Annotated in this window: 7 protein-coding genes; 3 read left to right on the top strand and 4 right to left on the bottom strand. The window is 74.2% G+C overall.

The features are described from left to right. Nucleotides 1-143: 143 nt before the first annotated feature. Nucleotides 144-1,745 carry a LuxR C-terminal-related transcriptional regulator gene (locus ACIBJC_RS04380; protein WP_399287544.1) on the bottom strand — a complete coding sequence of 534 codons (1,602 nt, stop codon included), beginning with the start codon at nt 1,743-1,745 and terminating at the stop codon, nt 144-146. 416 nt (nt 1,746-2,161) lie between these two features. Next, the gene (locus tag ACIBJC_RS04385; RefSeq protein ID WP_399287546.1) at nt 2,162-5,083 is read right to left on the bottom strand and encodes an AAA family ATPase; all 2,922 of its coding nucleotides are present in this window, start codon (nt 5,081-5,083) and stop codon (nt 2,162-2,164) included. Nucleotides 5,084-5,277: 194 nt separating this feature from the next. Here ACIBJC_RS04385 and ACIBJC_RS04390 point away from each other — a divergent pair, with 194 nt between their 5' ends. From ACIBJC_RS04390 to ACIBJC_RS04400, 3 genes are all read left to right on the top strand, one after another. Further along, nucleotides 5,278-8,382, top strand: a complete 3,105-nt coding sequence (locus ACIBJC_RS04390; protein WP_399287549.1) for an AAA family ATPase — start codon at nt 5,278-5,280, stop codon at nt 8,380-8,382. An 86-nt stretch (nt 8,383-8,468) separates the two neighbouring features. Then, nucleotides 8,469-9,737 carry a MerR family transcriptional regulator gene (locus ACIBJC_RS04395; RefSeq protein ID WP_399287552.1) on the top strand — a complete coding sequence of 423 codons (1,269 nt, stop codon included), beginning with the start codon at nt 8,469-8,471 and terminating at the stop codon, nt 9,735-9,737. 183 nt (nt 9,738-9,920) lie between these two features. Beyond that, nucleotides 9,921-11,132 carry a hypothetical protein gene (locus ACIBJC_RS04400; protein ID WP_399287555.1) on the top strand — a complete coding sequence of 404 codons (1,212 nt, stop codon included), beginning with the start codon at nt 9,921-9,923 and terminating at the stop codon, nt 11,130-11,132. Between the two features lie 84 nt (nt 11,133-11,216). Here the strand turns inward: ACIBJC_RS04400 and ACIBJC_RS04405 are convergent, their stop codons facing one another. Then, nucleotides 11,217-11,765 carry a methylated-DNA--[protein]-cysteine S-methyltransferase gene (locus ACIBJC_RS04405; protein ID WP_399288139.1) on the bottom strand — a complete coding sequence of 183 codons (549 nt, stop codon included), beginning with the start codon at nt 11,763-11,765 and terminating at the stop codon, nt 11,217-11,219. A 43-nt stretch (nt 11,766-11,808) separates the two neighbouring features. Further along, nucleotides 11,809-13,308 carry an AlkA N-terminal domain-containing protein gene (locus ACIBJC_RS04410; RefSeq protein WP_399288142.1) on the bottom strand — a complete coding sequence of 500 codons (1,500 nt, stop codon included), beginning with the start codon at nt 13,306-13,308 and terminating at the stop codon, nt 11,809-11,811. Between the last annotated feature and the right edge of the window lie 377 nt (nt 13,309-13,685).

The following is a 13,685-nucleotide window of genomic DNA, read 5'->3' on the forward strand; positions in this document are numbered from 1 at the left end:
TTTTGTGTAGGGTGTTTTTCCTTTTGGGGGGGGGGGCCGGGGGGCCCCCCCCGGGGGGGGGGGGGCCGCCCGCGCCCCCCCCCCCCCCCCCCCCCCACCACTCCGGATGGTATTCGCGCGCCGCGTGGGCGACTTACGGATCGTTATCCGAGCGTTTCCCCGGAGATCTTTATCTCGCTTCTCTTTCCGATGTCGAGTTTCCGGTAGATCTGCGTCATGTGCTGTTCCACGGTGCTTTCGGTGAGGGAGAGTCGGGCCGCGATCTCCCGGTTGCCGTGGCCCTGGACGGCCAGCTCCGCGACGCGCTGCTGCCGGGCCGTCAGGGTCCGGGAGTCCCGTACGGCCTTGCCGCACACCCGGCCGCCCGCCGCCGCGAGTTCCTGGCGTACGCGCTTCTCCAGCGCCGCGGCGCCGCACGCGTGAGCCGCCTCGCACGCGGTGCTGAGCACGGCGCGGGCCGCCTTACGGTCGCCCGTACGGTGCCGCTCCCTGCCGATGAGGGCGAGGGTGCGGGCCAGTTCGAGCCGGGCGCCCGCGGTCTCGTGCATCCGGGCCGACTCCTGGAGGAGGTCCATCCGGAACAGCGGGTCGGCCGCCACGGCGGCCTCGCGGAGGCTGATTCCCAGCGTCCGGGGGGCCGCGCACTCCCGCGCGAGCCGGACCTCCGCGAGGGCGAGGGCGAGCGCGGGGCCGCGGTTGCCCAGCGCGAGGTGGGCGCGGGCGGCGCCGGAGCGCCAGGGGGTGACGGTCGGCCGGTCGGCGCCCCAGTCGCGCAGCGCGCGACCGCACCGTACGAAGTCCATGAGCGCCTCCGCCGGTCTGCCGCGCGCCAGCCGTGTCTCGCCGCGGAAGTACAGGTGGTCGACCCACTGAAGGCTGTTGGGGGACGGCGCGCGCGGGACGGCGTCGGCGTGGCGGTGCTGCGCGGTGTGTACGGGTACGGGTACGGCGGTGTGCCCCGGATCGGGCGGGCGCCCCGTGAGGGCCAGGACCCGGCCCCGCGTCAACAGGGCGGTGAGCCGCCAGGGTTGGGCATCGCCGCCGGGTACGAGGCCGAGGGCCGTGGCGAGATGGCCGAGGGCCGCGGTCAACTCACCCTGCCGGTACTCCGCCACGGCGAGCAGGGCCAGGAACTCGGCCTGCCGCTCGGGGGCGCCGTCTCCTTCCGCGTGGGCGGCCAGCCGCCCGCTCCATCCGGCGGCGGCGGCGAGCCGGTCGGTGTGCAGGAGGGCCCGGATCGCGGCGGCGGCCACCGTCGCGCTCCACGGGCCGCCCGGGTCACGGAAGGACGGAGGGGTCGGCTGAGACGGCTGAGACAGCGGGGACAGGGCGGTCAGCGCATGGGTGGCGCGCGGGGCGATCTCGTACGCCGGCAGTCCCGCCAGCACCCCGGCCCACGCGTCGGCCGCTGCGCGCACGGGCCCCTCCGTCAGAGCGCACCCCCAGTCGCCGGGCGCCGGGGCCCGGGGCGCGCCGCGCTCACCGGGGTGCTCGCCCCTGACGAGCGTACGGAGCGCCCGTGCGTCCCTGGCGGTGGCGTCGGTCGCGGACGGGTCGGCGCTCACCTCGTCGAGCAGGCCGAGCGCCGCGCCTCCGTGGCCCGAGCGGGCCAGCGCCTCCGCCCGCGCCGTCGATGGGTCCGGGCCGCGGTCGGCCGGGACCCTACAGTGACGGGCGGCGGGGCCCGGTACGGCGCGGACGGGGCCGGGTCCGGCCAGTACTCCGGGGCCGGTCAGGACGGGCATGCGCGGACCGGAGCGACGGTACCGGTGCCGGGGTAACGGGCGGTGCCGGGGTACGGGGCGGTGTCATTCCGTCCTCTGTCGTCCATCGCGCAGCGCGCCTCCGATCACACCATGTCAACTTCCGTGTTTTCAGCGGGAGTTCATTGCGGAGCTCATTTGCGGAGTTCATTGGCACTCCGGCTCTCCGGAATACCTGGTGAGGGTGCGCGCGGGCCTCACCGTGAACGCGTCCCAGAAAAACACCGCCGCGCGCGCCGACGCAACCACGGCCGCGTTCCGTGCCTGTTCGTACCTCCACCCTTGCCCGAACATCGTGGGTGGCGGCCGTCCCGGGGTACGCGGCGGTCCGCCCCCCTCCCCGCCCCAGTCCCCGCCCCGCCCCCCTCCCTGTCCCAGGGGCCGGACGGCCGGGCCGCTCAGCCGGGTACGAAGCGCGCGAGCCCGCCGTCCAGCCATGCGGTGGTCAGCTCCAACCGCGAGCGGCAGCCGGTGCGTTCGAAGATCCGGGCGAGATACGTCTCGACGCTCTTCTCGCTGCGGGCCAGCACGGCCGCGATCTGCCGGTTGGTCCAGCCGTCGGCGACCATCCCGACCACCTCCACCTCCAGCCGGCTGAAGACGGACCGGGTCGCGCGGCGGCGCGGCAGCGGATGCCCGAGGTCGTGGGCGACATCGGCCAGTGACTGCCGGGCGCGCCGCGCCCCGAGCCGTTCGCACCACTCCCACGCCTCGGCCAGCCACTTCTCCGTACCGGTGGCGCGGGCCAGCCACAGGCTGGTGACGAAGGACAGGCTCTGGTCGCCGTGGCGGGCGAGGAGCGCGTAGGCGGCGAGGGCGCTGTCCACGTCGTCGCGGGCCACCGCACGGGCCAGCAGGATGGTGGCCCGGGTCGCGTGCGAGTCGACGGACGCGTGCAGTTCCTCCAGGGCCTCCAGCGACTCCCGTACCGCACGGTCGTGCCCCTGGACCACCGCGTACCCCAGCAGCCGCAGCAACAGGCGTTCCAGTCCGGCGAGATGGCCGGCCGCCCGCAGGATCCGGTAGTCGCGCCAGCCGTCCCGCCACGCGCCGACGGCGTCGCCCGTGACATGCCGCAGCCCCGCACGGGACCAACTCGGCAGTGGCCCCCAGCCCGTGGGGGGATCGACGCCGGAGAGCCAGGCGGCGGCACGACCGGTGTCGCCCTGCCAGCGGCAGATCTCGGAGGCCAGGCTGCGGCTGTGGTCGTACAGCGGTCCGCGCCCGGTGCCCTCGGAGTGCATCTCGATCCGGCGGGCCAGGGCGAGCGCGACCTCCCACGATCCGGTCAGATACTCACGGACCAGGGACTGGTAGGTGCGCAGCGGGCTGTCCTCGAACTGCGCGCAGCGGTCGCCGAGGACCGTTTCGAAGGCGCTGGCCCAGTCGCCGAGCGAGGCCGCCTCCCGCAGCCGGTCGGTGACATCGAGCGGGGCGAGACCGTTGGACGAACGGAGGTTCTGGACGGCGGACAGGGCGGCGTCGAACTCGGCGCGGGTCCCCAGGGTGCCGGTGGCCAGCCGGGTCTCGGCGGCGGCCGGGACGAGTCCGACGGGCAGATCGGTGTCCGGGGCCTCGGGTAAGAGGCAACCGGGTAAGTGGAAGCCGGACAGCGGGGCATGAGCGGGCGCGCCCCCCGGTCCCCCGCCCACCGGTCCCCCGCGCCCCGGCTCCCCGTCCACCGGTCCCCCGCGCGGCGGCTCACCCCGGATCCGCACGGCCATCGCCATGAGCGCCGCGGCGGACGGGAACCGTACCGCCGTACGGGCCGCCGGGCCCGCGTGGTCGGCCACCCGGGTTCCGAGCCACTGCTCGTGAAGGGCGGCGAGGGCCCAGGCGGAGGCCAGATCGGGCAGGAACTCCCAGGATCGGGGCGGGCATCGAGTGCCGGCGGGCAGGAGCCGGCCGCCGAGTTCCAGCAGCCCGTCGGCGTCGCCGTGGTCGAGCATGAGCGCGATCGTGGTCCGCAGCACGCCGGGCAGACTCTCGTCGTCGGAGGCCAGTTGGCGGGAGAGCGCGAGGGCCGCGCGGGCGGCCCGCCGCCGCTCCGTGCCGGCCCCGCCGCGGCGGACCGCGGCCAGCAGGATCTCGTTGGACAGCGCGACGGGCAGTTCGGCGCCCGCGGCGAGCGCGTGGTCGCAGAGGCGCGGGTCCAGGGTGTCGCTCCTCGTGCCCAGCCGGCGTCTCGCGTTCGTCACGACGCGGGCGTGCAGCCTGGCGAGTTGGCGCCGGGTCCGTGAGGTGCGCAGATCGGCGCCCAGCCCGGGGACCGCGCACCTGAGGCTCTGCTTGTCGTCCACGGTGACCATGCGGTGCTCGACCAGCGTGTCGAGAACCCGGCCGATGTGTGCCACTGACCCGCCGAGCTCCGGTGCCAGATCGAGGAAGTCGTCGACCGTCGTCCGCGCCGCCTCGGTCAGCCGGGCGAGCAGCGCCAGCGTCTCCTCCAGGAACGTCTCGTCGGCGAAGGCGGGGCCGCCGGCGAGCCGCCAGATCCGGTGAACTTCCGTGCGTCCGATGGGCAGTTGTACGGGGGTGTCGGGGCCGGAGAGACATGCGGAGCCGTCCACCACCAGCAGGCGGTCGCGCTCCCACAGCGTGCCGACGGCGGCGAGTACGGCGCGGGGGTTGCCGGCCAGCGGGCCGAGCGCCCGGCGCAGCGCGGAGACCAGTTCGGGCGCGGCCGGCAGTCCCAGCCTGCGGCCGGTCAGGGCGCTGGTCTGGGCCCAGGTGAGCGGCGGCAGCGCCAGGACGCGGTCGGCCGCCGCCGCCAGCGCGTGGACGGCGCCGGGAGCCCCCGGTTCCATCCGCCCGCACACCACGACGGGCACGCCGTCGGAGCGGATCGCGCGCAGCAGCGCGCCGAGCGCGCCGGTCTCGTCCTCGGGGACGAGCTGCGCGTCGTCGAGGACGACGGCCGGCGGGCGGTGGCCCGCGATGTGCCGGACGGCGGCCCGCGCCTCCAGCAGCAGGTGGAGGGAGTGCCGCCGGTCCCTGGCCGCCCCGGCCTGGGCGCGCCGTACGGCCGTGACGAGGGCCAGGGCGGCGCTGTCGCCCTGTTCCGTCAGCAGGTCGCAGAGCCGGTCCGCCACGGTGTCCACCACCGGTTCCCGGCAGTCGGCGAGGTCGACCCTGACCACCAGGGCCCCTTCCCGCAGGGCGGGTTGGAGTGCCGCGTCCAGCACGGCGGTCTTCCCGATGCCGGGTTCGCCGTGCACGACCAGCAGCCGGGCGTCCCCCTCGGTGCGGCGCAAAGCCGCACCGATCTCGCGTACTTCTTCCTTCCGTCCGACGAACTGGGTTTTCCGGTTGGTCGACATCGGTCGGCACCACTCCCCCACGCAGAGCCCGGCTGCGGGCCCGTCGAGGGGCCCGGCCTCAACGTAACCTCCGGTGCCTTCACGAGTTGATCGAACGGCCCATTCCTCGTCCAGACGTTCGTCTACTATTGGCCGATCGGTCAACGGGGGCCAGGTGGTGATCCAGTCTGCCCCGGTTGCGCAAAGGGGTGATGGTGACGGGGCACATCACGGGGGACCTTCGGACCGGGGGCGAGAGACCGCTGCCCCGTACGGAGCCCGAGCTCTTCGGCCGGGACAGTGTGATCCAACGGATGCTGGAAGCCGCCACCGCACCGTCGGGTCCGGCGATCCATCTGGTACGCGGCGGGATCGGGGCGGGCCGGACCGCGCTGCTCGGGGCGCTCGCGGAGCGATTGCGGGCGGCGGGCCTCCCGGTGCACCCGGTGGCGTGCCGGCCGGGCGACCATCTCCTCGCGCATCTTCTGGCCCATCGGCTGATCACCGCGCTCTCCGGGCCGGGCGGTGCGGCCGGTGCCGGTGCCGGTGCCGGTGCCGTTGGGACAGGAGCGGTTGGCGGTAGCGCGGGGGCCGGTGGTACGGGTGGCGCCGTACCGGAGGACCGGCCGCTGGACGACGCGCTGCGCTCGCACACCGAGCCGCGCGGATCCGGTGAGGCGGTGTCCGTCCTGCTGGCCCGCACCCTGCGCACCCGCACCCCGGCCGTCGTCCTGGTCGACGACGCGCAGTTCGCCGACCCGGAGACCACCGAGCTGCTGTACGCGCTCGCACCCCGGCTCGTCTCCTCCCCCGTACGGCTGATCCTCGGCGTTTCGCCCCTCGGCCCGGTGCGGTCCAGCAGCCAACGTGCCGGGGAGGAAGCCCTGTTGGCGCTCGCCGACAGGGTGTCGATCGGCGCGGTGGATCTGCCGCCGCTGACGGTGGAGGAGGTCGCGCGGCTCCTGACCCACCGGCTGCGCGCGGTGCCGGAACAGACACTGGTCGACGAGGCGCACTGGCTGACCGGCGGCAACCCCGGGGCGCTGGTGGCCGCGCTCCACGCGGGCTCGCGGGCGATCCGGACCCTGATCGGCCACGCGCATCTCGTGGCGGGCGCGCCCGTTCCCGTACTGCCGGACGACGACCGTTTTGTCCGCGCCCTGCGGGGGCTCGGCGACACCGCGTGGCGTGTCGCGAAGGCGCTGAGTGTGCTGGAGCCGCTGGGCGAGCGGACGGCCGGGCTCGTCGCGGCGGCCACCGGGCTGCCCGAACACACCGTGCTCCGGGCGCTGCACCGGCTGGCGGAGCCCGGTCTCGTCGCGGGACCGGGCGACCGGGGCGCGGAGGCGGCGTACGGGCCGACGTACGGGGCGGGGACACGGAACGGGGCGGGGGCGTCGAAGGGGGCGGAGCCGGGCCGCGGGGCGGGCTGGACGTTCCGTATCCCGCTGGTCGCCGTCGCCGCTGCGGACCGGCTCGGTCCTTACGAACGCCGCGCCGTCTCGGCCACCGCCGTGCACGCCCTGTGGGAGGCCGCCGACCGCGGGCCGTCCGCCGCGCAGGGCACCGTGGCCCCGGCGGACGGAATGGCGTCCACGCACCGTGGCGCGGTGGTCGTGCCCCGGGACGCCGCGAGCGTACGCCGCACCTATCTGGCGAACCGCGTCGTCGATGCAGGCACGTTCGTCGACCGGGGCAGGGCCACGGCCGAACTGCTCGCCGCGGCACGGGAGTCGGACGCCGCCGAGGTGCCGGAGGCGTCCCGCTGGCTGGAGTCGGCCGCCGGGCTGACCGACGATCCCGCGCTGCTCGCGTCGACGCTGGCCCGGTACGCGGCCACCGCCGACTCCACCGGGAACGGGCCCGGCGCGGCGGACGCGGCGGCGGCCCTGCTGGAGCGGCACGCCCGCGCGATGGACCCGGGCACCCGGCTGGAGCTGGCGGTGGTCGAGCTGGCGGCGCGAGCGGCCTCCGGCGACCCGTCCGCGCTGTGCGGGCCCGCCGCGCTCCACCGCACGCGGGCCACGGGCGCGGGCGCCGACAGCGAGTCCGAGGTCCTGGGTGTGGTCGCGCTGTGTCTGCTGGGGCTCTGGTCCGAGGCCCTGAAGCTGATCGCGCGGTCGCACGCCCACCGCCATCCCCATCCGGTCGCCCGGCTCTTCGTCATGATGTGCGAGACGGCGGCACGGCTGATGACCGGGGACGCGGCCCCGTTCCGGCGCACGCTGCGCCACCCTGTCGACGGGATCCCGGCGCCGCACCTGATGCTCGAACTGACCGTTCTGCAATGCGACTTCCTGCTCGGCATGGGCGAGCTGGGCGAGGCGCGCGCCCTCGTCGCCCGACGCGGGCTGACCATCGGCCACCTCCCCATCCGCAATGTCATGTTGGCGCACTATCTGGCCGGATCCTGGGACGAGGCGATGGCGAGCGCGCGCTCCCTGATGGCCAACAGCCCGGCGACCGCCCGGATGCCCGCCAGTGTGCTGGCGCACGCCCGGACCTCGACCATGCTGCTCGCCCGCGGCTGGCCGTCGCGCGCGCGGACGGTGCTGGACACCGCGCGGGCCGTCACCAACTCCATGACGTATCTGCTGGATGCCGAACAGGCCGCCGTCCACCGGCTCGTGGGCGAGGACTCCCGCGCGGAGAAGGCGCTGCGCCGGGGCCTGGCCGAGGCGTCGGAACACGGTTACGCCTTCGGCACCGAGCCCTTGTGGGCTGCCCTCGCGGCCATGGAGGCCGAACGGGGCCGCCCGGACCGCGCGGCGACCTGTCTGAGCCGGCTGGAGCGTACGGCCGCCGCCTCGGGCGGTGACAGCGCGCGGCTGCTCTCCCTGCGGACCCGCGTCCTGGTCCTGCGGCACTGCCCCGACCTGCGCTCGCTGCTGCCCGACCCCGACCGGAGCGTACGTGAGGCCCTCGCCCTGGCCCGCGCCTCCGGCCGGCCCTTCGAGACGGCCTGCACGCTGCTGGCCGTCGCGTCGCCGGGGATCGCGACGGGACCGCGGAGCGAGGCGCGGCTCCGTGAGGCGTACGACCTGTTCGGGGGGTTGGACGCGCTGCTGTGGCGCTACCGGACCCGGACGGCGTTGCGCGACGCGGGGCTGCCGGTACCGGACCGGCGGACCGTGACCGAGGAGAACGAACGGCTGCTGGCGACCCTGGTCGCCGAGGGGCTGTCCAACCGCCAGCTCGCGGCGGCCCTCGGGGTGAGCGAGGGCAGTGTGGCGAGCCGGCTGACCAGGCTCTTCCACCGCACCGGGCTGCGCTCCCGGGTGGAGCTGGCGACGTCGATGCTGACGGCGAGCTATCCATGAGGGCCGGGGGCCGGGGGCCAGGGGCCGGGCAGCCGTACGGGGCCGGAGTTGACTTTCAGGTTGCCTGAACCTCGACAATCACCGCCATGGACAGCACTACAGGCTCCACCCCCGTGGACATCTCGATCGGCCTCTTCAAGCCGGAGCTGCTGAGCATCAGCGCCTTCGCCCGGCGTGTCGGCCTCGCCCCGAGCGCCCTGCGCTTCTACGACGACTGCGGCGTCCTGGCCCCCGCCCAGGTCGACGCCACCACCGGCTACCGCTCCTACAGCCTCGACCAGGAGATGCGGGCGCGGGTCCTGCGGAGCCTGCGGGAGGCGGGGCTGCCCCTCGCGGAGGTCATGGTCGTGCTCGACGGCGATCCGGACGCGGCCCGTACGGTACTGGAGCGCCACCGCAGCACCGTACGGGAACGGTCACGCACCGCCGATGAGACGATCGCCGCCGTGCTGCGCTCCCTGCCGGGTGCGGAGAGCGCGAGCCACAGGCCCGAGGACGGGAACGGCACGGCGGACGGAGCCCGGCCGGTCACACGGGTGCGGCTCGGCGGCGCCGAACTGGCCGGTGCCGTACGGCAGGTGGGTGCGGCCGTCGGCGCCGACCCGGACCATCCGGTCCTCGGCCGCGTCCTCGTCGAGATCGACGACAGCGAGGTGCGTCTGGTGGCCACCGACCGCTACCGCCTCTCGACCCGGGTCCTGAAGCCGGTGGTCGCGGTGGAGGGCCCCGACCGCCATGTCCTGCTGGACGCCGCCCCGTTGGCCGAGGTGGGCGCGTGGGCGGCGCGGTGCTCCGCGGTGACCGTCGAGATCGACGCGAACGAGGCCCGGATATCCGACGTGGACGGCGCGGGATCCCGCGAACTGAAGCTGTGGGACGGCGAGTTCCCCGCCTACCGCGACCTGCTCACCGAACTGCCCGAGGCCCGGCACCGGCTGATCGTCGACCGGACGGCGCTGCTCGACGCCGTCACCGCGTACGCCGGGACGGACGGCGGGGTGGACGGCGACGGCGCGTCGGCGGTCGCCCTGCGGCTCGGCGAGGACGACGTACACATCTCCCCGGCCGACCGACCGGACCAGCCGCCCCGACCGGACCGGTCGGGCGGCGCGGACGGCGCGGACCGGTCGGGCGGATCCACCACCCTGCGGGCGCTGCGCATAGGCGAAGCGCCCCTGCGGATCGGCTTCGACCCGGCCGTCCTCGCCCCGGCGCTCGAAGCGAGCGTCGGCCCCGACGTCCTGCTGGAGATCTCCGCCGTGACCGAACCGGTGGTGGTGCGCTCGGCCGACCAGGGCAGCTTCACCACCCTGGTCATGCCCGTCGCGCTCACCGCCGCCACCCCGGAGGACTGACATGACGTCGACAGGCCGTGCGGACGCCATCAGGACCCGATCGGCCTGACGGCACCGCCCGTACAGACGATATGACGGCCCGTTCGAGCCGTATCGCGCGTTCATTCCGCGTTGTTCCCCCGTGCACGCCTTCGCGGCATCATCCTGGTGTCCCACTGGAGTCCCACGCCCCCCGGAGGCACCATGCGAAGGCAGACACGCGGTCGGCTCACAACGGCCCTCTTCACGTCCGTGCTCGTCGGCTCCGCCGTCGTGGCCGGCGGGGGCGCGGCCCACGCCGACGACGCGGCGGCGGCCCGTACCGTACGGAAGCCGGCCGCTCCGCCCGCCCCGGCCGCGCTGCCCACGCTGCCCACGGCGGTCGACGGCGGCGCCTGGGAGTCCGGGCATCTCCAGGGCATGACGGTGGACCGCGTCAAGGGCGTCATGTACTTCTCCTTCACCAACCTGCTGGTGAAGACGGATCTGACCGGCAGACCCCTCGGCTCCGTCACGGGCTTCACCGGCCATCTCGGCGACCTGGACTTCAACACGGCGGACGGCCGGGTGTACGGCTCCCTGGAGTACAAGGCCGCGAAGGCGTTCTACATCGCCGTCTTCGACGGGGACCGTATCGACCGGATGAACATGGACGCCGCGTCCACGGGTGTGGTCTCCACCGTCCATCTCAACGAGGTCGTGAAGGACTACACGGCCGACATGAACGGCGACGGCGTCTTCGACGGCGATGTCGCCGATACCCCGGACCACCGCTACGGTTGCAGTGGCATCGACGGGGTCGCCTTCGGCTCGTCGTTCGACGGCAGGGGCGGCCTCAAGCTCACCGTGGCGTACGGGATCTACTCCAACACCGCCCGGCGGGACAACGACCATCAGGTCCTGCTCCAGTACGACGTCCGGGCGTGGAAGAAGTACGAGCGCCCGCTGACCGAGGACGCGCCGCACACCTCGGGTCCGGCAGCGCCGGACGGCAAGTTCTTCGCGTACACCGGCAACACGACCTACGGCGTGCAGAACCTGGAGTACGACGCGCGCAGCGGCAACTGGCTGATGGCCGTGTACCGGGGCAAGAAGACCGCGTTCCCCAACTACTCCCTCTTCGTCGTGGACGGATCCAAGCGCCCGGCGAAGGGAACCGTACGCGGCCAACAGCGGGCCGAGCGCGGCTCGTTGCTGTCCCTGCTCCCGCGCGGGCTGCACCACACGGCGTCCGGTGTGTACGGCTGGGAGGCGGCCGGACAGTACGGGCTGATCTCGCTGGACGACGGCCGCTACTACGTCGCCGAGGCCGGCACGGTCCAGTCCGGCGGTGTGACCCGGCAGACCGGACGCGCGGTCCTGCACCGCTGGACGGGGCTGACACCGAACCCGTTCACACCGGCGAGTACCTCCTGAACCACGGGGCCGGGTGCCGGCAGCACACCGCAGCGCCGCGCACCACACCGCCGCGCACCCGGCGCCCGCACCCGGCGCCGCGGTTCACCACAGCCCGTCGGCCACCGCGCCCCCGCCGGCCGCGGGGGCGCCCTCGAAGGTGAGGAGCCGCTGCTTACGGCTCAGCCCGCCGCCGTATCCGGTGAGGCTGCCGGTGGAGCCGATGACCCGGTGGCAGGGGACGATGATGCTGATCGGGTTCTTGCCGTTGGCCAGGCCGACGGCCCGCGAGGCGCCCGGCTTGCCGAGGCGTTCGGCGAGTTCGCCGTACGAACGGGTCTCGCCGTACGGGATCCGCAGAAGCTGCTCCCACACCTGACGCTGGAACGGCGTGCCGTGCAGAGTGAACGGCACGTCGAACTCGGTCAGTTCACCGTCGAAGTACGCGGCGAGCTGGCGCACGGTCTCCGTGAACGGCCCGGGGTCCTGGACGCCGAAGGACTCCTCGGGCGGGCGGTGGCGCTGCTCGTGCATGTAGAGGCCGCTCAGGACGCCGTCGGTGGCGACGAGCGTCAGCGGTCCGTACGGGCTGTCGACCACCGTGTGAGCGGTGTGAGCGGTGTGAGCGGTACGCACAGCACCGGTGGCGGTCACGGTGTGCTCTCCGGTCGTGGCGTTCAAGTCGGGTTCAACTCCCTTACGCGGGCAAGTGGTTGATGGCGTGGTCCTCGGTGGCCCACAGGTACTGCACGGCGTACGCGCGCCAGGGCCGCCAGGCGGCGGCGCGTGCCGTCAGCGCGGCGGGCGTCGAGGGCAGTCCGAGGTGTGCCGCGGCCCGGCGGATCCCGAGGTCGGTCGGCAGGAACGCGTCGGGGTCGCCGAGCGCGCGCATGACGATCACCTCGACCGTCCACGGCCCGAACCCGGGCAGCGCGGTGAGCCGCGCCCGCGCCTCCTCCCAGTCGCTGTCGGGGCCGAGCCGCAGCGCGCCGTCGGCGAGGGCCGCGACCAGCGTGGTGAGCGTCGTACGCCGGCTGCGCGGCAGGGCCAGGGCCTCCGGGTCGAGTCCGGCCAGCGCCGCCGGGGACGGGAAGAGGTGCGTGAGCCCGCCCTCGGGGTCGTCGACCGGCTCTCCGTACGCCGTGACCAGCCGCGCCGCGTGTGTCCTGGCGGCGGCGGTGGAGACCTGCTGGCCGAGCACGGCCCGTACGGCGAACTCGGCGGCGTCCACGGTACGGGGCACCCGCCGCCCCGGTGCCTTGTCGACCAGCGGGGTCAGCAGCGGATCGGCGCGCAGTTGTGCGTCGACGGCGACGGGGTCGGCGTCGAGGTCGAGCATCCGGCGGCAGCCGCTGATGGCGAGGGTGAGATCGCGCGGGTCGGTGAGGGAGAGCCGGCAGGCGATGTGGTCGGGGCGCGGGGTGAGGGAGACGATGCCGTGCCCGTACGGGAGGGAGAGGGTGCGGCGGTACGCGCCGTCCCGCCACTCCTCGACGCCAGGGACAGCGGTCGCTGCGAGGTGCCCGAAGAGGTTGTCCGGCGTGAGGGGCGCGCGGAACGGCAGGCGCAGACAGATCACTCCGGGGGTACGGGTCCGCTCCGTGGCGCGCCGGGCGCGCGGGCCGTGCGCGCTCCGGGCGGCCCGGTCGCGCAGTTCGCTCGGTGAGAGCGCGAAGACTTCTCGTACGGTGTCGTTGAACGCCCGGATCGAGGCGAAGCCGGCGGCGAAGGCGACCTCGGCCATCGGCAGTCCGGTCGTCTCGATGAGCAGCCGCGCGGTCTGTGCCCGCTGGGCACGGGCGAGGGCGAGCGGCCCCGCGCCCAGTTCGGCGAGGAGCTGGCGCTCGATCTGGCGGGCGGAGTAGCCGAGGCGGGTGGCGAGGCCGGGCACGCCCTCGCGGTCGACGACCCCGTCCTGGATCAGCCGCATGGCGCGGGCGACGGTGTCGGCGCGGGCGTTCCACTCCGGGGAGCCGGGGCTGGTGTCGGGCCTGCACCGCTTGCAGGCGCGGAATCCGGCCTGCTGGCAGGCGGCGGCGCTGGGGTAGAAGGTCATGTTCTCGGCCTTCGGCGGCACCACCGGGCAGCTCGGGCGGCAGTAGATGCGGGTGGTCAGGACCGCGGTGAAGAACCAGCCGTCGAAGCGTGCGTCCTTGGACCTGACGGCCCGGACGCAGCGCTCGGTGTCGGCGTGCATCGCGAGGTGCGTGGCGGGGTGCATGGGTCAAGCATCGGGCCTGCGGGGTGTCCCGGCTGGCAGAAAAACGACATCAGCGTCCGGACCGCACCGCGGCCCGCACGGATGCCACCCCCGGGCAAAGGGGCGCGCCGGAGGAAATTCTCTTCGGCTGGTTTTCGCCACGGCCGGAAACCCTTCTGTGAAGCCACCGTGAATTACTCTCCATACTTTTCCGGTCGCACGCCGCTGACCACGCCGTATACCCGCCGGGCGACCCGTTCGGGAAAGGATCACCCAATGACCGAATCGACCTCTTGACCATTCCTTGGAAAAGAAACGAGACTCGCAAGCGGCACTCATACACCAAGAGTCACAACGCATGATCATGCGGATGG

It is taken from the genome of Streptomyces sp. NPDC050509 (genome assembly GCF_044457965.1).
Lineage (GTDB): Bacteria > Actinomycetota > Actinomycetes > Streptomycetales > Streptomycetaceae > Streptomyces.